The sequence below is a fragment of the Curtobacterium sp. PvP017 genome, from assembly GCF_054060195.1.
Genome location: NZ_JBSSCY010000004.1, coordinates 186,486 through 208,855, shown reverse-complemented (window position 1 = coordinate 208,855; position 22,370 = coordinate 186,486). Strand labels below are relative to the sequence as shown.

The 22,370-nt window shown below is 72.5% G+C and carries 23 protein-coding genes; 12 read left to right on the top strand and 11 right to left on the bottom strand.

The window, feature by feature from the left end:
- Positions 1–58 precede the first annotated feature (58 nt).
- The 5 genes from ACVKXF_RS10335 to ACVKXF_RS10315 all read right to left on the bottom strand — a co-directional run bounded on the left by ACVKXF_RS10335 (position 59) and on the right by ACVKXF_RS10315 (position 6,847).
- Positions 59–1,384 carry a hypothetical protein gene (locus ACVKXF_RS10335; RefSeq protein ID WP_456795642.1) on the bottom strand — a complete coding sequence of 442 codons (1,326 nt, stop codon included), beginning with the start codon at positions 1,382–1,384 and terminating at the stop codon, positions 59–61.
- Positions 1,381–2,538 carry a sensor histidine kinase gene (locus ACVKXF_RS10330; RefSeq protein ID WP_456795641.1) on the bottom strand — a complete coding sequence of 386 codons (1,158 nt, stop codon included), beginning with the start codon at positions 2,536–2,538 and terminating at the stop codon, positions 1,381–1,383. Before ACVKXF_RS10330 ends, ACVKXF_RS10335 begins: the two co-directional genes overlap by 4 nt.
- A 139-nt stretch (positions 2,539–2,677) precedes the next feature.
- Positions 2,678–3,880: a homoserine O-acetyltransferase MetX gene (gene metX, locus ACVKXF_RS10325; protein ID WP_340196337.1), complete on the bottom strand. Its 1,203-nt coding sequence runs from the start codon at positions 3,878–3,880 to the stop codon at positions 2,678–2,680.
- A gap of 230 nt (positions 3,881–4,110) precedes the next feature.
- A complete protein-coding gene (locus ACVKXF_RS10320) occupies positions 4,111–5,442 on the bottom strand; it encodes a bifunctional o-acetylhomoserine/o-acetylserine sulfhydrylase (protein ID WP_123312349.1) in 1,332 nt (443 codons plus the stop codon).
- Positions 5,443–5,758: 316 nt separating this feature from the next.
- Positions 5,759–6,847, bottom strand: a complete 1,089-nt coding sequence (locus tag ACVKXF_RS10315) for an acyltransferase family protein (protein ID WP_456795640.1) — start codon at positions 6,845–6,847, stop codon at positions 5,759–5,761.
- A 119-nt stretch (positions 6,848–6,966) separates the two neighbouring features.
- Here ACVKXF_RS10315 and ACVKXF_RS10310 point away from each other — a divergent pair, with 119 nt between their 5' ends.
- From ACVKXF_RS10310 to ACVKXF_RS10290, 5 genes are all read left to right on the top strand, one after another.
- Positions 6,967–7,740 carry an SDR family oxidoreductase gene (locus tag ACVKXF_RS10310; RefSeq protein ID WP_456795639.1) on the top strand — a complete coding sequence of 258 codons (774 nt, stop codon included), beginning with the start codon at positions 6,967–6,969 and terminating at the stop codon, positions 7,738–7,740.
- A gap of 119 nt (positions 7,741–7,859) precedes the next feature.
- Positions 7,860–8,393 (top strand): phosphoribosyltransferase, encoded by a 534-nt coding sequence (locus tag ACVKXF_RS10305; protein ID WP_173168683.1) that lies wholly within the window; start codon positions 7,860–7,862, stop codon positions 8,391–8,393.
- Complete coding sequence (locus tag ACVKXF_RS10300) at positions 8,390–9,109, top strand: Type 1 glutamine amidotransferase-like domain-containing protein (RefSeq protein ID WP_340196334.1); 720 nt, start codon at positions 8,390–8,392, stop codon at positions 9,107–9,109. Before ACVKXF_RS10305 ends, ACVKXF_RS10300 begins: the two co-directional genes overlap by 4 nt.
- A 5-nt stretch (positions 9,110–9,114) precedes the next feature.
- Entirely contained in the window at positions 9,115–9,798 is a 684-nt protein-coding gene (locus ACVKXF_RS10295) for a uracil-DNA glycosylase (RefSeq protein WP_456795638.1), read from the top strand.
- A gap of 26 nt (positions 9,799–9,824) precedes the next feature.
- Positions 9,825–10,427 carry a GNAT family N-acetyltransferase gene (locus ACVKXF_RS10290; RefSeq protein ID WP_123312354.1) on the top strand — a complete coding sequence of 201 codons (603 nt, stop codon included), beginning with the start codon at positions 9,825–9,827 and terminating at the stop codon, positions 10,425–10,427.
- 145 nt (positions 10,428–10,572) lie between these two features.
- Here ACVKXF_RS10290 and ACVKXF_RS10285 read toward each other — a convergent pair whose 3' ends face one another.
- Positions 10,573–11,271 (bottom strand): FadR/GntR family transcriptional regulator, encoded by a 699-nt coding sequence (locus ACVKXF_RS10285; RefSeq protein WP_456795637.1) that lies wholly within the window; start codon positions 11,269–11,271, stop codon positions 10,573–10,575.
- Positions 11,272–11,476: 205 nt separating this feature from the next.
- Here ACVKXF_RS10285 and ACVKXF_RS10280 point away from each other — a divergent pair, with 205 nt between their 5' ends.
- Positions 11,477–13,027, top strand: coding sequence for a GntP family permease (locus ACVKXF_RS10280; protein ID WP_340196382.1), 1,551 nt, complete (start codon positions 11,477–11,479; stop codon positions 13,025–13,027).
- Positions 13,024–13,551 carry a gluconokinase gene (locus ACVKXF_RS10275; protein ID WP_456795636.1) on the top strand — a complete coding sequence of 176 codons (528 nt, stop codon included), beginning with the start codon at positions 13,024–13,026 and terminating at the stop codon, positions 13,549–13,551. The genes ACVKXF_RS10280 and ACVKXF_RS10275 overlap by 4 nt, the downstream gene beginning before the upstream one ends.
- Here the strand turns inward: ACVKXF_RS10275 and ACVKXF_RS10270 are convergent.
- Together ACVKXF_RS10270 and ACVKXF_RS10265 are read right to left on the bottom strand one after the other, a co-directional pair.
- Complete coding sequence (locus ACVKXF_RS10270; protein ID WP_456795635.1) at positions 13,548–14,459, bottom strand: L,D-transpeptidase; 912 nt, start codon at positions 14,457–14,459, stop codon at positions 13,548–13,550. The genes ACVKXF_RS10275 and ACVKXF_RS10270 overlap by 4 nt on opposite strands.
- A gap of 65 nt (positions 14,460–14,524) precedes the next feature.
- Complete coding sequence (locus ACVKXF_RS10265; protein WP_456795634.1) at positions 14,525–16,189, bottom strand: ABC-F family ATP-binding cassette domain-containing protein; 1,665 nt, start codon at positions 16,187–16,189, stop codon at positions 14,525–14,527.
- Between the two features lie 81 nt (positions 16,190–16,270).
- Between ACVKXF_RS10265 and ACVKXF_RS10260 the strand changes: the two genes are divergently transcribed.
- Both ACVKXF_RS10260 and ACVKXF_RS10255 read left to right on the top strand, forming a co-directional pair.
- The gene (locus ACVKXF_RS10260) at positions 16,271–16,687 is read left to right on the top strand and encodes an HIT family protein (protein WP_456795633.1); all 417 of its coding nucleotides are present in this window, start codon (positions 16,271–16,273) and stop codon (positions 16,685–16,687) included.
- A gap of 85 nt (positions 16,688–16,772) precedes the next feature.
- On the top strand, positions 16,773–17,078 hold the full coding sequence (locus tag ACVKXF_RS10255) for an EthD domain-containing protein (RefSeq protein WP_123312361.1): 306 nt from the start codon (positions 16,773–16,775) through the stop codon (positions 17,076–17,078).
- Positions 17,079–17,147: 69 nt separating this feature from the next.
- On the opposite strand, the gene ACVKXF_RS10250 is transcribed toward ACVKXF_RS10255, so the two are convergent.
- On the bottom strand, positions 17,148–17,462 hold the full coding sequence (locus ACVKXF_RS10250; protein ID WP_456795632.1) for a hypothetical protein: 315 nt from the start codon (positions 17,460–17,462) through the stop codon (positions 17,148–17,150).
- Positions 17,463–17,539: 77 nt separating this feature from the next.
- On the opposite strand from ACVKXF_RS10250, the gene ACVKXF_RS10245 reads away from it, so the two are divergent.
- Positions 17,540–18,439, top strand: a complete 900-nt coding sequence (locus ACVKXF_RS10245) for an NmrA family NAD(P)-binding protein (RefSeq protein ID WP_456795631.1) — start codon at positions 17,540–17,542, stop codon at positions 18,437–18,439.
- 78 nt (positions 18,440–18,517) lie between these two features.
- Here ACVKXF_RS10245 and ACVKXF_RS10240 read toward each other — a convergent pair whose 3' ends face one another.
- Together ACVKXF_RS10240 and ACVKXF_RS10235 are read right to left on the bottom strand one after the other, a co-directional pair.
- On the bottom strand, positions 18,518–19,156 hold the full coding sequence (locus ACVKXF_RS10240; RefSeq protein WP_456795630.1) for a TetR/AcrR family transcriptional regulator: 639 nt from the start codon (positions 19,154–19,156) through the stop codon (positions 18,518–18,520).
- A 9-nt stretch (positions 19,157–19,165) separates the two neighbouring features.
- Positions 19,166–19,930, bottom strand: coding sequence for an acetoacetate decarboxylase (locus tag ACVKXF_RS10235; RefSeq protein ID WP_456795629.1), 765 nt, complete (start codon positions 19,928–19,930; stop codon positions 19,166–19,168).
- A 79-nt stretch (positions 19,931–20,009) separates the two neighbouring features.
- Here ACVKXF_RS10235 and ACVKXF_RS10230 point away from each other — a divergent pair, with 79 nt between their 5' ends.
- Positions 20,010–20,876: a 3-hydroxyacyl-CoA dehydrogenase family protein gene (locus ACVKXF_RS10230; RefSeq protein ID WP_456795628.1), complete on the top strand. Its 867-nt coding sequence runs from the start codon at positions 20,010–20,012 to the stop codon at positions 20,874–20,876.
- Between the two features lie 38 nt (positions 20,877–20,914).
- Positions 20,915–22,360 carry an amidase gene (locus ACVKXF_RS10225; RefSeq protein WP_456795627.1) on the top strand — a complete coding sequence of 482 codons (1,446 nt, stop codon included), beginning with the start codon at positions 20,915–20,917 and terminating at the stop codon, positions 22,358–22,360.
- Positions 22,361–22,370: the final 10 nt, after the last annotated feature.

The following is a 22,370-nucleotide window of genomic DNA, read 5'->3' as shown; positions in this document are numbered from 1 at the left end:
GCCCGATCCTAGGAGGGCGGGGCACGTGGCACGGGCAGGCTGTCCGGGTGTCCGGCAGCTACATCGACGGATGTCGGTCCACGACGCAGTGCGCGACGATGTGGAGCGCGCCGTCGCGGACCGTCTCGGTGTACGGACCGATGCGCTGCAGGGCGCTCCACGCGGTCGGGCCGAGGCTGCGGCGTTGGACACCGCGGGACTCGATCACCACCGGCACGTCCATCCGCTCGTCGGTGACGGGGTGGCCGTCGGACCCGACGGGCCCGAGCGTGACCGAGACGACCGGCAGGCCGGGGGTGGCGGTGCGGCCGTCGCCGACCATCTGCCACAGGGCCTGCAGCAGTCCGTCACGCTGGGCGGGGGTGAGGTGGCCGGCCAGCGCGCCGGGGTCGGCGACGCTCACCGAGCGGCCGAGGTGGTCGGACTCCGTGATCGCGTGGTAGAGCCAGGTCTCACGTCGGCCCTCGATGAGGTGCAGCCGGAGCTCGGTCGCGAGCGAGGCCGCGACGGAACTCGAGGCGTCCGACAGTGGCAGGGGATCGGTGCCGTTCGCGACGGCGTCGAGCAGCTTCTCGGCGGCCAGGTCGAGCCGGGCCAGCTCGTCCGAGGCGAGCATGCCGACCGCGAACTGCGGCGCCTGCACGTTGCTCTGCACGAGCACGCGGTCGAGTTCCCGCTGCACGAGCTGCCGGAACCGCTGCACGACGTACAGGGCGATCGACGGCGGCACGACGACCAGGGCGAGCAGGGACACGATGCCGGGCAGCGTGTCGTTCGAGATCGGGGTCGATGCGATGCTCATGCCGATGAACGCCAGGCCGAGCACCGCGATGGCGGCGGCGACCTCGCGGGCGGGCCGGAGCGTGGCGATCGGCAGCAGCGCGAAGCCCGCGGCGATCGACGCCGACGCCGTGTGCGCGATGTCGTGCTCGGGCCAGATCCCGATGAAGTCGAGGGTCACCACGCACGCGAGCACGACGCAGATCAGCACGAAGGCCAGTCCGGTCAACCGCTCGCCGTAGGTCAGCACGCTCAGGCCGACACCGACCGCGGCGACGAGGTAGAGCGCCCACGCCGCGGCGGGCAACCACGGGTCGGAGAAGTCGGGCCAGCGGACCAGGAAGTAGACGATGCCGGAGACGGCCTCGATCGCGGTGAGCACCGCGGCGCCGAGGCCGAGGTAGCCGGCACCGAGCGAGGCGCCGGGCTTGGCGGCCTGGCGGAGCGACCGTGCGCCCGTCGAGGTCGAGGGGAGTCCGCGGGCCTGCCGACGTTCGCTGGTGCGGTAGCGCTCGCGCGCCTCGCGGCGGGTCCGGGGCGGCTGCTGGCCGCTGGACTCGCCGGGCAGGCCCCGGCTGATGGTGTCCTCGGGGACCCGGGTCATCGCGGTGCCTCCAGGACGACGGTGGTGCCGGAACCCGGCGCGGAGAAGAGCTTGGCGTCGCCGCCGACCTCGCGCAGACGGCTCACGACGCTCTCCTTGAAGCCGAGTCGTTCGGCGCTGACGGTGGTCAGGTCGAACCCGACCCCGGAGTCCGTGACCATGGCGCGCACCATGTCGTTGTCGTGGACGATCGTGACGTGCGCCTCGCCGACACCGGCGTGCCGGCGGACGTTCTCGAGGCACTCGCCGAGCGCCAGCAGGAAGGCGTCGAGCACGTGCGACGGCAGGAGCACCTGGCCGGTGCCGTGCCAACTGACCTCGAGGCCCATCCGGCCGAAGCGCTGCTTCACCGACTCGAGGGTCTGGCCGAGCGGCGACTCCTCTTCGCGGGTGAGCGAGTAGTCGCCGGACTGCGACGGCTGCGGGGTCGCGCCGAGTCGCAGGTGGCGCAGGAGTCGGGCGTCCTCGGCGGCCTGCTCGCGCATCGCCTGCTCGGAGACCCCGACGCCCGAGTGGGCGAGGAGCGTGAGCGTCGCGAGGACCGTGTCGTGCAGCAGCCGAGCGCCCTGCCGCCGCTGCGCCTCGGTCTCGCTCGCCTGGCGTTCGGCGCGGTGCGCGGTGCCGATGCTGTAGATCCGTCGCGCGACGCGGGGGATGCTGCGCGAGATCCAGACGGCCACGACCGCGATGAGCACCCAGCCGAGCAGGGCGCCGCTGACGGGCGTCGACAGGAACCCGCCGGTCGCCCAGACCATCACGACCACGACGACACCACCGGCGGCGATCGTGAGCCCGAGGCCGACCGGCTGCCCGCGCTGCGCCATCAACGGTGCGGACAGCGAACCGCCGGCGAGTGTCATGACGGCACTGGCGACGAGCGGGCGGACCGACTCGTCCGCCCCGGAGAACAGGATCGCGAGCGACGCGAGCCCCGTCACGAGGATCGCGGCGGTCCACCACACGGTGCCGCTGCGTCCGAAGAACACGAACGAGGCCACCATCGCGGCGATGCAGAGCAGGGCGCCCACGAGCGGCAGAGCGGGGACCGCGGCGGCGGAGACCACGCCGACGACGCTGACGAGCGCGCAGACGATGCCCACGACACGGGTCGTCGCCCGCAGCAAGCGGTCGCGTTCCTGTGCGATGAAGTCCATCGATGTCCTGGTTGGTGACGAGCTGGTGTGACGGGTGGTGCGGGGAAACCGAGCCTCGTTCAGTCCGGGCTCGCAGCCATCCAACCACGGGCGACACCCGTTGGGGGGTGTTCGGCGCGCCGTGCCGCGCGCGCCGCGCTCAGTCGTCGAGCAACCGCCGCAGGTGCGCGCCGACCTGCTCGTGCTCGATGAGGAACCCGTCGTGCCCGAACTCGCTCTCGATCACGGCGGCCGTGTCCCCGTCGACCGTGTCCGGGACCCCGGCGGCGATCCGGTGCTGGTCCTCGATCGGGAACAGCCGGTCGCTCGAGATCCCCACGACGAGCGTGCGCGCCGTCACGAGTTCGAGCGCCGCCGCGACACCACCCCGGCCCGCGCCGACGTCGTGCGAGTCCATCGCGTGCGTGAGTGTGATGTACGACGATGCGTCGAAACGCCGGGTGAACTTGTTGCCGTGGAAGTCGAGGTAGCTCTCCACCGAGAACCGCCCGTCGTCGCCGAGCGGTGAGACGTCGCTCTGCCAGGACCGGGCGAACCGGCCGTTCAGCTCGTCGGACGCCCGGTAGGTCATCAGCGCCATCCGCCGCGCGAGCGCCAGCCCGCGGTGCGGGCCCTCGCCGGCGTGGGCTTCGTAGTAGTCGCCGCCGGCGAACGCCGGGTCCATCTGGATCGCCGAGCGCTGCAGCGAGTTGGCCGCGATCTGGTCCGCCGTGGTCTGCGCCGTCGACGCCAGCACCGCCAACCGCTGGACGCGCGCGGGGTGCGACACCGCGAACTCGAGGGCGTGCATCCCGCCCATCGACCCGCCGACGACGGCCGCGAACACGTCGATGCCGAGTCGGTCGGCGAGCTGGCGCTGCACCTCGACCTGGTCGCGGACGGTGACGAACGGGAAGCGCGAGCCCCACTCGACGCCGGTGGGGGACACCGACGACGGCCCGGTCGTGCCCTGGCAGCCGCCGAGCATGTTCGGTGCGATCACGAACCACTCGTCGGTGTCGATCGCCAGGCCGGGGCCGACGACGTCGCCCCACCAGCCGGCGGTGCGGTGTCCCGGACCGGGAGCGCCGGCGACGTGCGAGTCGCCGGTCAGGGCGTGGAAGAGCAGGACGGCGTTGTCGCGTGCCGGGTTGAGCGTGCCCCACGTCTCGTAGGCGACGCGCACGGCCGGCAGGCGCCCGCCGCGCACCCACTGCTCGCCGAGGGACACGAAGTGCCGCGCACCCGGGTGGTCGCCGGGGCGCCAGGCGCCCGTGACGGGCGGCTTGCCGAGGGTGCCGAGTTCGGCGCCGGGCACCAGCGTGGACGGCACGGAGTCCTCGGGGGTCGTCTGCCAGTCCATGGTGCGTCCAGTCTGCCGGGAGGCGCGGCTCGCCGCCGCCGTGTTACGTCACGTCCGCCCCGCGGCCGGGTCTCCGGCCGCGGGTGGGCGCGACAACATCGACGCCGTACGACATCGAGGAAGTCGCACCGCCGCGCCGGCAACTGTTGCACGGGCGGGCAGACGACAAGGTCGACGTCGTGCGACGTCGACCTTGTCGTTCCGAGTCGGGGTCCCCGGGCGGGCGAACGCTACGCGCGCTGCCCCTCCTGCGACACCGCACGCGCCGCGGCGAGCCCGGCCTCGAGGTCGGCCTTCAGGTCCTCGATGTTCTCGATGCCGACGGACAGCCGCACCAGGCCCGGCGTGACCCCGGTGGTGAGCTGCTGCTCGGGCGTGAGCTGCGAGTGGGTGGTCGACGCCGGGTGGATCACGAGCGAGCGCACGTCACCGATGTTCGCCAGGTGCGAGAACAGCTGCAGGTTGTCGACGAACGCCTTGCCCGCCGGCACGCCGCCCTTGAGCTCGAACGACAGCACGGCGCCGACGCCCTTCGGCGCGTACCGGTTCGCCGCGGCGTACCAGGGCGACGTCGGCAGGCCGGCGTAGGCGACGGTGGCGACGTCCGGGTGTCGGTCGAGCCACTCGGCGATCTCCTGCGCGTTCGACACGTGGCGCTCGATGCGGAGCGACAGGGTCTCGATGCCCTGCAGCAGCGCGAACGCCGTGTCCGCCGAGTTCGACGCCCCGAGGTCGCGCAGCAGCTGCACGCGCGCCTTCACGATGTAGGCGAGCTCGTTGCCGACCGCCTCCGCGAAGACCGCACCGTGGTACGACGGGTCGGGCGTGTTGAACTCCGGGAACTTGTCCGGGTGCTGCGACCAGGCGAACTTGCCGCCGTCGACGATGATGCCGCCGATGACGGTGCCGTGGCCGCCGAGGAACTTCGTCGCCGAGTGCACGACGATGTCGGCCCCGTGCTCGAACGGACGGATCAGGTACGGCGTCGCGATGGTGTTGTCGACGATCAGCGGAACGCCGGACTCGTGCGCGACGTCGCTGACGCCGGTGATGTCGAGGACGTTGATCTTCGGGTTGCCGATGGTCTCGGCGAAGAACAGCTTCGTGTTCGGGCGGACGGCGCGCCGCCACTCCTCGAGGTCGTCCTGGTCCTCGACGAACGTCGTCTCGATGCCGAGCTTCGCCAGCGTGTACTTGAACAGGTTGTACGTGCCGCCGTAGATCGACGACGACGACACGATGTGGTCGCCCGCCCCCGCGATGTTCAGCACGGCGTACGTCTCCGCCGCCTGACCGGACGCCACGAGGAGTGCGCCGCTGCCGCCCTCGAGCGCCGCGATGCGCTGCTCCACGACGTCGTTCGTCGGGTTCATGATCCGGGAGTAGATGTTGCCCGGCTTGGCGAGGGCGAACAGGTCGCGGGCCTCGTCCGAGTTCGCGAAGACGTACGAGGTCGTCTTGTAGATCGGGGTGGCTCGGGCGCCCGTGGTCGGGTCCGGCTGTGCGCCGGCGTGGACCTGGGTGGTCTCGAACCGCCACTGCGCGGCGTCGTGCTCGGTCATCTTGGTGCTCCTGTCCGGTGCGGCTGGTCGTCGGGTCGCCTTGCGCTCGGCCTGGAGGCGCGGCGCTGCTGTGCGTCGGCACTCACGGTACGCAGGTGGTCGCGCTGGTACCAGCGCACCCGCCTCGGGACGTAACGCGCACGCCGGACGCGCCACGGGCCTCCCGTCCAGCGCAGCGCGACGCATGTCGCACCGTGCGAGGTCACCTGTGGTGCGAGGTTCCGGACTCGGTGCACGCCTGGGTCCCCTGCACCACGGACGGAACCTCGCACCGTTCGCCGGCGTGCCGCGCACCGTGCGAGGAAGGGGGAAGGGGTCACGCGTCGCGACGGAACAGCCAGCCGACGTTCGGTTCCAGCAGCCAGCGCATCCCGCGCCGCACGAAGGGCTGGGCCAGGAAGAGGCTGACCGCGCAGGCGATCGCGACCATCAGCAGCACGAACGGCCACGCGGAGTGCGGGCCGGCGAGCACGCCGGACTCGCGGATCGGGTAGAGGACGAACGTGTGCAGCAGGTAGACGTACATCGTCGCCGCACCGAACTGCGTGAGCCAGATGTTCCGGCGGGGGATGAGCACCAGGAACGACGCGGTCAGCAGCGACGCCAGCAGCATCAGGCCGAAGCGGACGGCTCCGGCCCACCAGGCGTCCTCGCCGAGACCCGAGTACGAGTCGTCGTAGAAGAACCAGTGGTGCAGGTCGAACTCCTTGAACTGCGGGATCCACACCGCGCACGACACCGCCCAGGCGGCGAACACCACGGCCGCGGCGACCCGGACCCGGACCACCACGCGACGCGAGGCCTCGTACCAGCGGTCGAAGAGCCCCCACTGCTTGACCTGCCACCCGAGCAGGAAGAACGGCAGCAGGCTGATGGCACGGGACAGCGAGAGCGTCGAGTCCACGTTGTCGAAGTAGCCGACGCCGATGCTGAACACGACGGCCCAGAACAACGGCCACCGCAGCTGCGCGAGGTACGGCAGGATCAGCTTGAAGATGCCGAGGGCCAGCAGGAACCACAGGGTCCAGGTCGGCTGCGTCGGGTTGAAGTCCTTGCCGCCCTCGACGATGCCCTGCACCACGGTCCAGATCGTCTGCATGATGATGTACGGCACGACGATGTCGGTGATCGTGCGGCGCATGCGCTTCGCCGTCGGGGTGTCCGCCGACGAGAAGTACCCGCTGATCACACCGAACGCGGGCATGTGGAACGCGTAGATGAACGTGTAGAGCGCCAGGGCGTGCTCGCTCGCCGTCGTCTGGCGCTGGATCGCGTGACCGATCACCACGAGCGTCACGGCGACGAACCGCGCGGTGTCCCACATGGGGATACGGCGCGGTGCCCGGCCGGGTTCGAGCTGCGTCGCCGGGGCCGAGGGTGCGGGAGGGGCGGCATCCGTCGTCATCGTCGGTCACGTTACCGGATCGTGACCTGGGAGGGTCGGTACGGTTGGGGTCCTGGGCGAGCAGCCGTCCAGGACCGGGGCGATCAGTCGCCCCGTCACCGACCCAGGAGGCAGATCACATGGCAGCACGGCGCGCAGTCGTCACCGGAGCGAGCTCGGGCATCGGGGCGGCCACCGTCCGGCTGTTCCGGTCGCGGGGCTGGGACGTGCTGGCCGTCGCCCGCCGTGCGGCGAAGCTCGAGGAGCTCGCCGCGGAGACCGGTGCCGAGGTCCTGGTGGCGGACATCACGAGCGCTGCCGACGTCGAGGCGCTCGCCGCCCGCGTCGCCGAGCTCGGCGGCGCCGACGTCCTGGTGAACAACGCGGGTGGCGCGTTCGGCTCGGCCAGCGTCGAGGAGTCGGACGTCGACGACTGGCGTGCCATGTTCGAGGTCAACGTGATCGGCACGAAGCGTGTCGTCGCCGCGCTGCTGCCGCACCTGCGGGTCCGTGCCCGTGCGACCGGTGGAGCCGACATCGTCACGGTGACGAGCACGGCCGGGTTCGTGGCGTACGAGAACGGTGGCGGCTACAACGCCGCGAAGTTCGCCGAGCACGCCCTGGTCGGCGCGCTCCGGCTCGAGCTGAACGGCGAACCGATCCGCGTCGTCGAGATCGCTCCCGGACTGGTGAAGACCGACGAGTTCGCGCTCACCCGGTTCCGCGGCGACGAGCAGAAGGCCGCGGCGGTCTACGACGACGTTCCGGGCCCGCTCGTGGCCGACGACGTCGCCGAGGCGATCGTGCACGCGGTGGAGCTGCCGGCGCACGTGAACCTCGACCTGGTCACGATCCGGCCGGTCGCGCAGTCGGCGCAGCACAAGCTCGCGCGCGGAACGCTCACGCCGCGCTGAGCCGCCGCGCTGAGCCGCCGCGCTGATCCCCTGCCCAGCGCCCGCGCTGATCCGCTGCGCAGCGCCCGGGCGGTGACCACGGGTCGCGGGCGCGGGGTCCCTGCCGGTACCGTGGTCGGATGCCGATCAGCAGCGAACCCGAGCCCACGGCGCCGGCTCAGTCGACCGTGACCGTGACGAGCGGGCCCGAGGTGCTCGGATGGTTGGAGTTCGGTGACGCCGCACGCCTGCTCGCGAAGGACGTGCTGTCCTCCGGCTTCGAGCCCGAGGTCGTCGTCGCCGTCGCCCGTGGCGGGCTGATCATCGCCGGTGCCGTGGCGTACGCGCTCGGCACCAAGGAGTGCGGCTCGATCAACGTCGAGTTCTACACCGACGTCGAGCAGCGCCTGGACGAGCCCGTCGTGCTCGCACCCGCGCTCGACGCCCCGAGCCTGGCCGGCAAGCGCGTGCTCGTCGTCGACGACGTGTCGGACTCCGGTCGGACCCTGCGCCTGGTGGTCGACATCATCCGGAACGCCGGTGCCGACGTCCGCAGCGCGTGCCTGTACTCGAAGCCCGGCACCGTCCTCGAGCCCGACCACGTCTGGCGGCGCGTCGACGGCTGGATCACGTTCCCGTGGAGCGCCCTCGCACCGGTGACGGCCGAGTCGTGAGCATCCACCTCGTCGGCGGCGGACGCTTCGCCGCCTCGGACGCCGCAGCGCCCTTCCTCGCCGAGGCCACCGCACGGTCGGCTGCCGTCGGCCGGACGGTCCCGCGCATCGCCCTGCTCTCCGTCGCCGGCCCCGACGGCGGCAGCCCGTCGTCGACCGCCGACATCGCCGAGGTGCTCGGTGGTGCCCGCGCGGCCGAGGTCGTCGTGACCGAGGTCGCGGCCGGCCAGGTGTTCGACACGACCGTGCTGAGCGACGTCGACGCGCTCGTCGTCGGTGGCGGCGTCACGCCCGACTACCTCGGCGCGATCGCCCCGCTCGTCGACCAACTCCGGTTGCTCGTCGCCGACGGCCTGCCCTACCTGGGCTACTCCGCGGGCGCGATGATCGCCGCCGACCGCGCGCTCGTCGGCGGCTGGCGCATCGGCGGCGTCGAGATCTGCCCCGAGGAAGCCTCCGAGGGCCTCGACGAGGTCGAGCTCCGCGAGGGCCTCGGCCTGGTCGACCTGACCATCGACGTCCACGCTGTGCAGGCCGGCACGCTCGCCCGTCTCATCGCCAGCGCCGAGGCCGAGTTCGTCACCGCCGGCCTGGCGATCGACGAGGACACCGCACTCGTCGTCGGCGAGGGCGCGCTCGAGGTCCGGGGCACCGGCAGCGTCTGGCGCGTCATGGCCGGCGAGGAGTCCGTGGCCGTCGCCACGATGGGCGCGTAGCCGTCGTGGAACCACGACCGCTCGCCGACCTGGTCGACCCCGGCTGGGCCTCTGCGCTCGCTCCGGTCGAGGACGACGTTCACCGCATGGGTGCGTGGCTCCGCGACGAGACGGCAGCCGGCCGCCCGTACCTGCCCGCCGGCGCCGACGTGCTCCGGGCCTTCACCACGCCCTTCGACGCCGTCAAGGTGCTCGTCGTCGGGCAGGACCCCTACCCGACGCCCGGCCACCCGATCGGACTGTCGTTCGCCGTCGACCCCGCCGTCCGCCCGGTGCCGCGCAGTCTGGCGAACATCTACAAGGAGCTCAGCGCCGACGTCGGCGTGACCCCACCCGCGCACGGTGACCTGCGTGCGTGGTCGGACCAGGGCGTCCTGTTGCTCAACCGGGTGCTCACGGTCCGCGCGGGCGATGCCGGCAGCCACCGCGGCAAGGGCTGGGAGGCCGTCACCGACCAGGCCGTCCGCGCACTGGTCGGCCGGGGGACCCCGCTCGTCGCAGTGCTCTGGGGCGCGCAGGCCGCGTCCGTCCGACCGCTGCTCGGTGACACCCCGGTGGTTGCGTCGGCCCACCCGAGCCCGTTGAGCGCCTCGCGGGGCTTCTTCGGCAGCCGTCCGTTCTCGCAGGTCAACGCGCTGCTCGAGGAGCAGGGCGCCACGCCGGTCGACTGGTCGCTGGCCGGGCGCTGACGCGCCGCGCTCACTAGGCTCGGCACGTGCTCGAGGAGGAATACCAGCGACGGCGGGTCCTGCCGCGACACCTGCGTGCCCGTCCGGCGAGCGAGACCGCGTTCGAGTACCGGATCCGTGCCGCCGAGGTGAGCGACCTGCCCGACGTGCGTGAGATCCACACGCACTACGTCCGCAACTCGTCGGTGACCTTCGACCCGTCGGCGTTCACCTTCGCCCGCTGGAAGCAGCGCTACGACGACATCCGGAAGCGCAAGCTGCCCTTCCTGGTCGCGGAGAACCCCGCCGGGCAGATCCTCGGTTACGCGCTGGTCGACGCCTGGAACCCGCGCGACCGGTCGAACCGCGTGGTCGAGGACTCGATCTACCTGGGAGCGGCGTCCGGCGGCAAGGGGCTCGGGCGTGCACTCATGGAGGCGCTGCTCGACGAGTGCCGGTCCGCCGGGGTCCGCGAGGTCGTCGCGGTGATCGCCGACCGGCAGGCCGAGGCCTCGATCCGCCTGCACGAGCGGCTCGGCTTCGAGGAGGTCGGTCGGATGGGCAAGGTCGGCTACAAGTACGACCGGTGGCTCGGCACGGTGACCATGCGCCTGCGGTTGCGCGGTCCGCGCCTCTTCGCCCGGAAGTAGTCGGGCGGTCGTCCGTCGTTCGGTCGTGTCTCGGGCCGCGCCGAGGTTCCGAGATCTGCGCATCTCGGCGTGCGATCGCGCGTGTTGTGGAACCTCGACGGTCAGCGCACGGCGCGCCGCCCCTCGCCCGCCCCCGCACACCCCGTCAACCCTGCGGGGCCTCGGCGATGAACTCGTCGCGCGTGACACCGACGAGCGCCGTCGTCGCGGCTGCGGCAGCGGCACCGTCGCCCGCGACCAGCGCGTGTCCGACGGCCTCGTGCCGGAGGGCGGCCTCGCGCGTCCAGCGCGTGATGGTGTCGCGCGACTCCGAGGTGCGGGTGCGCAGCAGCGCCTCGACGGTGCCGGCAAAGTGCGCGAAGACGGCGTTGCCGGACCCGGTGAGCAGGGCGCGGTGGAAGCGGACGTCGGCCTCGAGGTACGCGCGGCTGTCCTCGCGCGCGCAGGCGGCGAGCATGTCCTGCGCGGCGTCGAGGACGGCGGACGCCCCGGAGCCGCCGGCGGTGAGCGACGCCGCGACGGGTTCGACGCCGAGCCGCAGCTCGAGCAGTTCCCGCTGCTGCACGAAGTAGGCGGGCGATGCGCCGCGCCACCGGATGACCGTCGGCGCGAGCAGCTCCCACGACCCGATGCCGAGCACCTGCGTGCCCACGCGCTGCCGGGGCTCGACGAGTCCGAGGGACTGCAGGACGCGGAGCGCCTCGCGGACGACCGACCGGGACACGCCGAACTCGTCCGCCACGAGTTCGGGGCGGACCACCGTGCCGGGCTCCAGCGCGCCGTCGACGATGCGCTGCCCGAGGGTGTCGAGCACGTGGGCGTGCAGTCCGCGTGCGGGGGGCATCATTCCTCCATGCAGTACGTGTCGCGCGGTCGGCGTGACGTCGGTCCCATCGAAACGGCAGACTGCGTCCGAGGGCGGATGGCGCGCGGCGGATCGTCGTATAGTCTGATTAATCAGATTATTGAGGGTCGGCTCGTGCAGCGCCAGCCACCCTCGACACGAAGGCGACGGAGCCGCGCGGCAGCGGCTCCAGGAAGGGGCACCGATGCCTCACGCTCCAGTCCACGCGCTCGCGCACCCCGTCGGCGCGGTCCTCGCCGCCGAGGGTGGCGGCACCGAGACGGTCGACCCGTCCGGTCCGATCCCGCAGCTGATCATCGCGGCCCTCGTCGGCATCGTCGTGATCATCGCGCTCATCACCTGGCTCAAGGTGCACCCGTTCATCGCGCTCGTGATCGGTGCCCTGGGCGTCGGCATCGGCGCGGGGCTCGCGCCCGACAAGGCGGTCACGAGCTTCGGCAACGGCTTCGGCGCGACGATGACGAGCGTCGGCATCCTGGTGGGCCTCGGGTCGATGTTCGGCAAGATGCTCGTCGACTCCGGCGCTGCCGACCGCGTGGTCGACACCCTCGTCCGCAGGTCGTCGAAGGCCGCGCTGCCGTGGACGATGGCACTGATCGGTGCGCTGATCGGCCTGCCGATGTTCTTCGAGGTCGGCCTCGTGCTCCTCATCCCGATCATCGTGCTGGTCGCGAAGCGCAGCTCCGTGCCGATCATGAAGATCGCCGTGCCCGCCCTGGTCGGCCTGTCGACGATGCACGCGTTCGTCCCGCCGCACCCCGGCCCGCTCGTCGCCATCTCGACCGTCGGCGCGAACCTCGGCACCACGCTCGCCTTCGGCATCGTTCTGGCGATCCCGGTGATCGTGCTCGCCGGTCCGGTCTTCGCGCAGTTCGCGGCACGCTGGGTCGACATCCCGGCCCCCGACCTGTTCGGGTCGCGTGGTTCGGACTCCGGGTCGGCGTCCGGTCCGCAGGACCCCGCTTCGGGCGGACGGGAGGCCCGGCGCGGCCCCGCCACGCAGGACACCGCGTCCCTGCCCAACGGCAAGAGCGACTTCACGCGCGTCATCAGCGAGCCGCGCAGCCCGTCCTTCACCGTCGCGCTCGTCGGCATCCTGCTGCCCGTCGTCCTCATGCTCGCCCAGGCGATCCGCGAGGCCACGATGCCCGATGCCGCCGGCTCGTGGGTGAGCCTGCTCGACTTCCTCGGGTCGCCGATGATCGCGATCGGCATCGCCGCGATCTACGCGATGGTCTTCTTCGCGATCGGCGGCGGCATGGACCGGTCCGCCGTGGCGAAGTCGCTCGAGAGCGCGCTGCCCCCGGTCGCCGGCGTGCTGCTCATCGTCGGTGCCGGCGGTGGCTTCAAGCAGGTGCTCATCGACACGGGCATCGGCGGGGTGATCGCGGACGCCGTGAAGGACTCCGGCATCTCGGTGCTCCTCGTCGCCTGGGTCGTGTCGGCACTGGTGCGCGTCGCGACCGGGTCGGCCACGGTCGCCACCGTCACCGCGGCGGGCATCATGGCGCCGATCGCGGCGGACCTGTCCTCGCCGATGACCTCGTTGCTCGTGCTGGCGATCGGTGCCGGGTCGGTGTTCCTTTCGCACGTGAACGACGCCGGGTTCTGGCTCGTCAAGGGCTACCTCAACACCACCGTGGGGCAGACCTTCAAGACGTGGACGGTGCTCGAGTGCCTCATCTCGGTGCTCGGTCTGCTCGGGGTCCTGCTGGCCGGGGTGTTCATCCGATGAGCGGCGACTCCGCTCTGGATGCGCGCGTCCTGGTCGTCATGGGGGTCTCCGGTTCGGGCAAGTCGACCGTCGCGGCGATGGTCGCTGAGCAACTCGGGTGGGACTTCGCCGAGGGCGATGCGATGCACCCGCAGGCGAACGTCGACAAGATGCACGCCGGCACACCGCTCACCGACGAGGACCGCTGGCCGTGGCTCGACGTCGTCGCCGGCTGGATCCGCGGGCACCTCGACGCCGGCACGCACGGTGTCGTGACCTGCTCGGCGCTGAAGCGGTCCTACCGGGACGTGCTGCGGGCACCCGGGGTGGTGTTCGTGCACGTGGCGGGTGACGGTGCGCTCATCGAACAGCGGATGTCGCAGCGTTCGGGGCACTTCATGCCGACGTCGCTGCTGCAGTCCCAGCTCGCGACGCTCGAGCCGCCCCAGGACGACGAGGCGCACCTGACGATCGCCGCCGACCGCACTCCGGACGAGGAGAGCGCCGAGGTCGTCGAGCGGCTCGGGCTCGGCGTCGGCCGCTAGCTGAACCGGATCGGGGTGCCGACCGGCAGTGCGGCGAGGGTGCGGGTCATCTCCGCTGAGATCCGCACGCACCCGTGCGAGCTGCCGGTCGGGTCGGGGTAGTAGTGCAACGCCGTCAGGGCCGCGTTGCCGCCGTACGACGGGATCCGTGAGGAGTGCGCCCCGGTCAGGATGATCGGGTTGCCCTGCGTGTAGGTCACGCGGGTGTCCACGTACGCCGCCTCGACGTAGGTGGCGGTGTCGGTCGGCGTGGGGTCCTCGGGAGTACCGAGCCGAGCCGCCTCGGTGGAGGTGACGTCACCGCTCCGGGTGACGACGGAGACCGTGCTCCGGGCGACGTCGACGCGGATCATCCGGTCGGTGTCGGTGACCGTGAAGTCAGCGGCCCGCGCCCAGGCGAACGTGGCACTCGGCGCGTCCGGGTCGCCGCCGTCGCCCGGGGTGCGGTTCCGGGCGGGGGTCGAGACGAGGAGCATGCCGCCGTCGACACCCGGAGACCTGCCCCAGACCGCGGTGGCGGCGGGCAGGTCGATCGTCGAGACCCGGTGCGAGAGCGTCGCCACCGGACGCGCGCGGCTCGACGGGTTGGCGTACAGGGCCACGAGGTGGTGCCGCGGGGTGGCGATCTGCCAGGTGTCCGCGGGGCGGACGTCCCCGCCGTCGAGGAGTTCGGGGACGACGCCGTCGTGGAACGCCAACGGCAGGGCGGCGAGGGTGGCGGCCGACGGCGCTCGGGGGACGGCCGCGAGCGTCGGGGTGGGGGTCGGCGTCGGCGTCGCGGTCGGGGTGGCCCGTGCGACGTGGGTCGGGTCGGCGTCCGGCCGGTCGGCGGTCACCCCGACGACGACGGCCGCGACGGCGACCGCAGCGGCGCCCGCGGCCACGGCGATCCAGCTCCTGCGTCGCATCGGCATCCCCCTGTGCTCCTGGTCCAGCGTGCGCTCGTCGTCTGGGTGTGTGCTCGTGGTGTCGGTCAGCGTTCGGTGACCCGGCCGGCGTCGACGTGCCACTGCCGGTCGAGGCGGACGGTCTCCAGCATGCGCCGGTCGTGCGTGACGAGCAGCAGGGTGCCGTCGTAGGACTCCAGCGCCTGCTCGAGCTGCTCGATCGCCACCAGGTCGAGGTGGTTGGTCGGCTCGTCGAGCACGAGCACGTTCACCCCGCGGGCCTGGAGCAGCGCGAGTCCGGCGCGGGTCCGTTCGCCGGGGGAGAGCGCCGACGCGGGACGCCCGACGTGGTCCGCCTTCAACCCGAACTTCGCCAGCAGCGTCCGGACGTCGGCGGTCGTGTACTCGGGGACGATCGCCTCGAAGGCGGCGGCGAGGGACTGGTCGCCGGTGAAGGCCGCGCGGGCCTGGTCGACCTCGCCGACGGCGACGCTCGATCCGAGCGAGGCCGTTCCGGTCGTCGGCACCTGCTTGCCGAGCAGCGCACGCAGCAGCGTGGACTTGCCGGCGCCGTTCGGTCCGGTGATCCCGATGCGGTCGCCGCCGTCGACCTGCAGCGACACCGGACCGAGGGTGAAGTCGCCCTGCGTGAAGGTCGCGTCGGACAGCGTTGCCACGACCGCGGACGACCGCGGTGCGCTGCCGATCGTGAACTCGAGCTGCCACTCCTTGCGTGGTTCCTCGACCTCGTCGAGCCGCGCGATGCGGGACTCCATCTGGCGCACCTTCTGCGCCTGCTTCTCGCTCGACTCCGAGGCGGCCTTGCGGCGGATCTTGTCGTTGTCGGGGGCCTTCTTCATCGCGTTGCGCACGCCCTGGCTCGACCACTCGCGCTGCGTCCGGGCACGGGAGACCAGGTCGGCCTTGGTCGCGGCGTAGTCGTCGTACGCGTCGCGCTTGTGCTGCCGGGCGATCTCGCGTTCCTCGAGGAACGAGTCGTACCCGCCGCCGAACAGCCGGTTGGACGACTGCGCCAGGTCGAGCTCGAGGACGCTCGTCACCGAGCGCGCCAGGAACTCCCGGTCGTGGCTGACGAGCACGACGCCGCCGCGCAGGCCCCGGACGAACCCTTCGAGCCGGTCCAGCCCGTCGAGGTCGAGGTCGTTGGTGGGCTCGTCGAGCAGGACGATGTCGAACCGCGACAGCAGCAGCGCCGCCAGCCCGACCCGGGCGGCCTGCCCACCGGACAGTGCGGTCATGAGCGAGTCCGGTCCGACGCCGTCGTCACCGGCTCCGGTCTCGAGGCCGAGGTCGGCCAGGACGGCGGGGATGCGGTCCTCGAGGTCGGCGGCGCCCGCGGCGAGCCAGCGGTCGAGCGCCGTCGAGTAGCGGTCAGCGGCGGCGTCCCCGGCGTCCGGGTCGCCCAGGGCGGCAGCCGCGGCGTCCATGGCCTCGGTCGCCTCGGCCGAGCCGGTCCGGCGGGCGATGTAGCCGGCGACGGTCTCGCCGGCGATCCGTTCGTGCTCCTGGGGGAGCCAGCCGACGAACGCGTCGGTCGGTGCGAGCGACACCGTGCCGGCCAGGGGCTCGTCGACGCCAGCCAGCAGCCGGAGCAGCGTGGACTTGCCGGCGCCGTTCACGCCGACGACACCGATCACGTCGCCCGGCGCCACCGTGAGGTCGAGGGAGTCGAACAGCGTGCGTGCGGCGTACCCGCCGGACAGGCCCTTGGCGACGAGCGTGGCGGTCATGCGCCAATCGTCCCACGTGGCGGCGCGCGCACGGCACCGCCCACGGAGCGCCCGGGGCTCCGGGTGCAGCACACTGGTCGGATGGAACCCTGCGTCTTCTGCGCGATCATCGCCGGCGACGAACCGGCCGTCTGGGTCGAGCGCGAGGAGCACGCCGTGGCGTTCGCGCCGCTGCCCGGGTCCGCGCTCGCACCCGGGCACACCCTGGTCGCGCCGGTCGAGCACGCCGACGACCTGCTCGGTGCCGCCCCGGTCGCGCTGGCTGCGACCACCGCGCTCGTGCAGCGGGTCGCACGGGCGATGCGGGGTGCGCTCGGCGCCACCGGGACCGTCGTGCTGCAGGCCTCCGGCGCCGATGCCGGGCAGAGCGTGCGGCACCTGCACTTCCACGTCGTGCCGTGCTGGCCGGACGACGGCACGACGCACTGGCCGGAGCCGCCCTCGGCACACGTCGTCGACGGTGACCCGCACGCGCTCCTCGCCGAGATGTTCGAGTAGCCGATCCCGGGCAGCGGTGCGCAGAACGGAGTGGAGTGGGCGCTGCACCGTCTCGCCGTCCCACCGACACCTCCAGGAGCACACCATGACCACGAAGATCACCCTGATCATCGACAACCCGGCCGACCCGTCCGCGTTCGAGCAGTCCTACGTGGAGCTCGAGTCCCTCGCCGCGAAGCTGCCGGGCCTGCAGCGGCTCGAGGCGGCGAAGGTCTGGCCGAAGGAGGACGGCACCCCGACCCCGGCCCACCGCACCCTCGACCTGTACTTCGCGTCGTACGGGGACGCGTCCGACGCGGTGGCGACCGCCGAGGCCGGCGCGTTCTTCGAGCGGCTCGGCGGGACGGGCGCCACGTTCACCGGCCTGTTCTCCGACATCGAGCACGAGTAGCACCGACGGCCGGGCCCGGGTCTCGGGCTCAGCGACACTCCTCGGGTCCCGCGCCGCGAGGAGTGTCGTTCAGCGCGAGTCTCGGCCCGGCACCGGCGTCAGCCTGCCCGCGCCGAGAGGGAACAGGCCAGCGTGGTACTCGAGCACGGCGGCGTCGCCGACGTGCAGCGTCGCGGCGCCGAAGCGCCACGCCCGGTTGAACAGGTACACGCCGATCACGGTGCGGCCGTCGTCCGCGACCGCCCACGTGCCGGTGCCCCACTGCGCCGGGTGCCCGACCCCGTCGATCGTGACGGTGGGGTGGGCGAACCAGGTGAGCAGGGGGCGAGCGAGCCGGAGCTCGATCCGGCGCTTCGTCGTGCCGGAGGGGAGAGTCGTGTCCACCTCCGCAGGATAGGGCCACCGCGCCGCCGCCACCGCACCTGTGCCCGCCGCACCCACGCACCCGTAGCGTGGCGGCCATGACCACCACCGTCCTCGTCGCCGGCGCCACCGGAGACCTCGGCGGACGCATCGTGCACGAGCTCCTGCAGCACGACACCCGCGTCCGCGTCCTGACCCGCCCGAGCAGCGACGCAGCACAGCGCCGCTTCGCCGACGACGACCGCATCGACGTGGTCACCGCCGCCTACACGGACCGACCGGCCCTGGTGGCGGCGCTCGCCGGGGTCGACGTCGTCGTCTCCGCGGTGAGCGGCACCCGCGCCGTGATCGTCGACGCGCAGCGCGCCCTGCTCGACGCCGCGGTCGAGGCCGGCGTCCCGCGGTTCATCCCCTCGGACTACGCCGCCGACTACCGGTCGATCACCCCCGGCTCGAACCGCAACTTCGAGCTCCGCCGCGAGTTCGCCGCCGCCCTCGACGCCGCTCCGATCCGTGCGACGTCCGTGCTGAACGGGGCGTTCACGGACATGCTCACCGGTCAGGCGCCGATGATCCTGTTCGACCGCCGGCGGGTCCTCTACTGGTCGTCGGCCGACCAGGTCCTCGACTTCACCACGAAGGACGACGTCGCGCGCGTGACGGCGCTCGTCGCACTCGACGCGGACGCACCCCGTGTGGTCGAGGTCGCGGGGGACCGCGTCACGGCACGCTCGATCGCCGACACGATGTCACGGCTGACCGGCACGCCGTTCCGGCTGCAGTGGGCGGGCACGACCGGCACGCTGTCGGCGATGGCCCGGGTCGGCCGGCGGCTGTCGAAGGACGACGCCGAACCGTTCCCGGCGTGGCAGGGCATGCAGTACTTCGTGAGCATGTTCAGCGGCGAGGCCGAACTGCACCACGTCGACGACGACCGCTACGGTCCGCACGGCTGGACGAGCGTCCGCGACGTGCTCGCCGCCCACCTGGGCGTCTGACCGTCCGCCGTCACGGTCCGGCCGGGAGGCCCGCCCCGCGTCGCGCGGGCCGGCTGCCGGTCGGACTCCTGCCCGGGTTCAGTGCGTCGGCTCGCTGAGCCCGAGGAGCGCACCCCGCACCGCCGCGACGCGGATGGTCGCCGCGTCGTCGTAGAGCACCGTCTGGCTGACCGCGCCGACGTGCGCGGCGACGACCGCACGGGTGAAGACGTCCGGCGCGACGGTGAGGCGTCGGCCCTGCGCCGTGACCGACTCGACGAGCAGCGGTTCGAGCGCGGCGTGGAAGGCGTCGGTGTGCGTGCGGAGCAGTGCCCGGAGCTCGGGCTCGTGGCGTGCCCGCGACAGCAGGACCGAGCGGATCGCGTACCACTTGCCCTCGGGTGGCAGGCCACCGAGGACCCCGGAGACGATCGCGTCGACGGACTGCTGGTCGGTCGCGTCGAGCGCTGCCCGGAAGCCGTCCTCGAGCCGCTCGATGACCACGGCCTCCTGCGCTTCGTACACCGCGAAGAAGAGCTCGTCGGTCGTCGCGAAGTTCGAGTAGAAGGCCCCGCGCGTGAAGCCCGCACGCGCGACGATCGCCTCGACGCTGGCCGAGGCCGAGCCGGTCTCGTCGAACAGCGCCTCGGCGGCGCGGACGAGCTCCGCACGGGTGCTGCTGCGCCGCCGGACGGGTCGGGCGCGTGCGGCGGGGTCGTCGCTCACTCGTGGGGACACCGGTTCATCCTAGGAGGCGTCGTCCGACCGGCGCGGGTCCGCCAGGTAGTCGTGCACGGACCGTACCGGCGCGAGCGTCAGGTCGGTCAGGACGTGTGAGGCGCTGACGACCTCGAGCACCGGCAGGTCCGCCATCGGCGCGAGGGCGTGCTCGAACAGTTGCAGTCGGGCGGACCCGGTCCAGGCCCCCTTCACGACGATGTCGGTGATCTCGGTCCGCACGAGGTCGGCGGCCCGCAACCCCAGGGTCGTCACGTCGGGGACGAGCTTCACCATCCAGGTCGGCACCGTGATCTGCGCCGCGGCCTCGACCGGGTCCATCGGCTCCCACTGGTACGCCATGGTCGCCGTCGCCACCCGTTCGGAACCGCGGTCGAGCGTGCCGACGAGGGCGCCCTGGTCGACCCGCAAGCCCGGGGTCCCGAGCACCTTCGGGTAGGCGCTCAGTTCGCGACCGGCGAGCATCGCGGCGGAGTTGTCGAGGTACATGGCGTGCAGGTACTCGCCGACCTCGCCGTCGAGGGTGACCTGGATCGCCTGACCGGACTCGACGTACGGGCCGTACCCGTCGACGTCGCCCATCTTCATGACCTCGAACCGGACCAGGGGTGCCTCGACCCGCAGCGGCTCCGGCACGACGGCACGGAGGGCGTCGGGGTCGGTCCGGTACACGACGTTGAAGTACTCGCGGTCGGTGAAGCGCGTCGGTCGCAGCGGGAACACCGGCGCGGTGAGGGGCGTGGTGGCGTGGCGGAGGACGTCCGAGGCCTGCATGGGAACTCCTTGTCGGTTGCAGTACGATCCGTACTGAGTACGTTGTGTATCGAACGTACACCCGAGAACGAAGGACACCATGGGCTTCCCCCTGCCGACCGACATCCGCAACCGACCCGTCACCGTGATCGGCGGTGGGACCCTCGGCCGGCGCATCGCGCTCATGTTCGCCAGCGCCGGCGGCGAGTCCCGCGTGTACGACCTCGCCGAACCGGTCCGCACGGCCGCCGTCGAGTACGTCGAGCGCGAGCTCCCGGCACTCGCCGCCGCGCGGGACGGGGGCGCGGTCGGCACCGTCCGCGCGTTCGACGACCTGGACGAGGCCGTCGCCGGTGCGTGGCTCGTCGTCGAGGCGATCCCGGAGCGCATCGACCTCAAGACCACGGTGTTCGGCCAGCTCGACCGCGCCGTCGGGGCGGACACGATCCTGGCGAGCAACTCGTCGTCGTACGCGAGCCGACTGATGATCGACGAGGTCGAGCACCCGGAGCGTGTGCTGAACATGCACTTCTACATGCCGCCGGCGCAGAACGCCGTCGACCTGATGAGCGACGGCGAGACCGACCCCGCGGTCGTCGACCTGCTGCTCGAGGTCCTGCCGACCTACGGCGTCCGCCCGTTCGTCGCACGCAGGGAGTCGACCGGGTTCATCTTCAACCGCATCTGGGCGGCCGTCAAACGCGAGTCGCTGGCGGTGGTCGCCGACGGGGTCTCCACGCCCGAGGACGTCGACGCCATGTTCGCGGTGAACACCGGGTCGCCCGCCGGTCCGTTCCGGATGATGGACCAGGTGGGGCTCGACGTCGTCCTGGACATCGAGGAGCACTACGCGGCCGAGGACCCGCACCTGCCCGAGGGTCCGCGGCAGCTGCTCCGTCAGTACGTCGAGGCCGGCGACCTGGGCGTGAAGACCGGCCGCGGCTTCTACCGGTACGAGCAGGACTGACGCACGACCAGCACCGACGCCGCCTAGGCTCGGGAACCGTGTTCGAACTCCACCACCTCGCCGCACAGGAACTCTGGGACTGGATCCGCCGGGGGGAGGCGACCGCGCTCGAGGTGACCGAGCACTACCTCGCCCGCATCGAGCGCCTCGACCCCGCCCTCGGCGCGTTCGTGACGGTCACGGCCGATGCAGCGCGCACGAGAGCCGACCGTCTCGGCCACCTGGTGCCGACGTCCAGACCGTTGTGGGGCCTCCCGTCCGCCGACAAGGACCTGTACGACCGCGCCGGGGTCACCACGCGCAGCGGCACCGCGAGCCTGCCGGAGCGCCCCGCCGGGGCCGACCACCCGCTGGTCGCCGCGCTCGACGCGGCCGGCACGGTGAGCCTCGGCAAGACGACGTCGCCCGAGTTCGGGATGTCCTCGTCGTCGGAGACCCGGTTCGGGGTGACGCGGAACCCGTACGACACGAGCCGTGCGCCCGGCGGGTCGTCGAGCGGCGCGGCGGTCGCCGTCGCGGCCGGACTGCTGCCGGCGGCCGTCGGGTCCGACGGTGGGGGATCGGTCCGGATCCCGGCCGCCGCGACGGGACTCGTCGGCCTCAAGCCGAGCCGTGGGCGGGTGCCATCGATGCCCGGTCGCTCCGGCGTCGGTGGACTGTCCGTCGCCGGGCCGCTGACCCGGTCGGTCGCGGACGCCGGGATGCTGCTCGACGCGCTCGTGGCGCCCACCGGGCTGGCGGAACCGGCACCGTACGCGCTGGTCACGCCGGACGTGGGCGACGGCCCGTTCACCGCGGCGGCCGTCCGCGGCGAGGGGCGCTTCGTCGTCGGACTGCTCGACGGCTCGCCGTGGGACGACACCGTCGACGTGGTGGTCGACCCCGCGGCGCGCGCTGCCGTCGAGACCGCGGTGCGGGTGCTCGGCGAGGTGGGGCACGGCGTGGAGGACGTGCAGATGCCCCGGGCGCCGTACGCCGACGCGTTCCGGGTGGCCTGGGAGAGCTCCGCGGCGCGGCTGCCGATGGTCCCCGGCATCGACCTGACCGCGCTGACGCCCCTGGTGGCGTGGCTCGTGGAACGGGGACGGCGGCTCACCGGCACCCAGGTGCTCGACGCGATGACCACGCTCGACACGTTCTCGGCGACGCTGATCGGCGCGTTCGACCGGTTCGACGCCGTGCTGTCACCGACGCTCGCGCTGACCCCGCGGCCGCTCGGCTGGTACGGCGACGAGCCGGACGAGGACTTCCGCCGCCAGTGCGCCTACTCGCCGTGGACCTCGATGGCGAACGTGGCGGGGCTGCCGGCGATCACCCTGCCCGTCGGGGTCACCGCCGACGACCACCCGGACGGTGGCGGCCTGCCGATGGGCGTCCAGTTGATCGGGCGGCCAGGGGGCGAGCGGGTCCTGCTCGCGATCGGGGCCCAGCTCGAGCGTCGGCTGCGGTGGCAGCGGCGGCACCCGGCGGCCTGGACCGCCTGACCGCGCCGCC

Excerpts from the sequence above, each read along its gene's own strand:
- ACVKXF_RS10230 (WP_456795628.1), top strand. The coding sequence starts at position 20,010 with ATGGGCTTCCCCCTGCCGACCGACATCCGCAACCGACCCGTCACCGTG.
- ACVKXF_RS10265 (WP_456795634.1), bottom strand. The coding sequence starts at position 16,189 with ATGACCGCCACGCTCGTCGCCAAGGGCCTGTCCGGCGGGTACGCCGCA.
- ACVKXF_RS10285 (WP_456795637.1), bottom strand. The coding sequence starts at position 11,271 with ATGCCCCCCGCACGCGGACTGCACGCCCACGTGCTCGACACCCTCGGG.
- ACVKXF_RS10245 (WP_456795631.1), top strand. The coding sequence starts at position 17,540 with ATGACCACCACCGTCCTCGTCGCCGGCGCCACCGGAGACCTCGGCGGA.
- ACVKXF_RS10255 (WP_123312361.1), top strand. The coding sequence starts at position 16,773 with ATGACCACGAAGATCACCCTGATCATCGACAACCCGGCCGACCCGTCC.
- ACVKXF_RS10335 (WP_456795642.1), bottom strand. The coding sequence starts at position 1,384 with ATGACCCGGGTCCCCGAGGACACCATCAGCCGGGGCCTGCCCGGCGAG.
- ACVKXF_RS10305 (WP_173168683.1), top strand. The coding sequence starts at position 7,860 with ATGCCGATCAGCAGCGAACCCGAGCCCACGGCGCCGGCTCAGTCGACC.
- metX (WP_340196337.1), bottom strand. The coding sequence starts at position 3,880 with ATGGACTGGCAGACGACCCCCGAGGACTCCGTGCCGTCCACGCTGGTG.
- ACVKXF_RS10310 (WP_456795639.1), top strand. The coding sequence starts at position 6,967 with ATGGCAGCACGGCGCGCAGTCGTCACCGGAGCGAGCTCGGGCATCGGG.
- ACVKXF_RS10235 (WP_456795629.1), bottom strand. The coding sequence starts at position 19,930 with ATGCAGGCCTCGGACGTCCTCCGCCACGCCACCACGCCCCTCACCGCG.
- ACVKXF_RS10315 (WP_456795640.1), bottom strand. The coding sequence starts at position 6,847 with ATGACGACGGATGCCGCCCCTCCCGCACCCTCGGCCCCGGCGACGCAG.
- ACVKXF_RS10330 (WP_456795641.1), bottom strand. The coding sequence starts at position 2,538 with ATGGACTTCATCGCACAGGAACGCGACCGCTTGCTGCGGGCGACGACC.
- ACVKXF_RS10270 (WP_456795635.1), bottom strand. The coding sequence starts at position 14,459 with ATGCGACGCAGGAGCTGGATCGCCGTGGCCGCGGGCGCCGCTGCGGTC.
- ACVKXF_RS10280 (WP_340196382.1), top strand. The coding sequence starts at position 11,477 with ATGCCTCACGCTCCAGTCCACGCGCTCGCGCACCCCGTCGGCGCGGTC.
- ACVKXF_RS10320 (WP_123312349.1), bottom strand. The coding sequence starts at position 5,442 with ATGACCGAGCACGACGCCGCGCAGTGGCGGTTCGAGACCACCCAGGTC.
- ACVKXF_RS10260 (WP_456795633.1), top strand. The coding sequence starts at position 16,271 with ATGGAACCCTGCGTCTTCTGCGCGATCATCGCCGGCGACGAACCGGCC.
- ACVKXF_RS10275 (WP_456795636.1), top strand. The coding sequence starts at position 13,024 with ATGAGCGGCGACTCCGCTCTGGATGCGCGCGTCCTGGTCGTCATGGGG.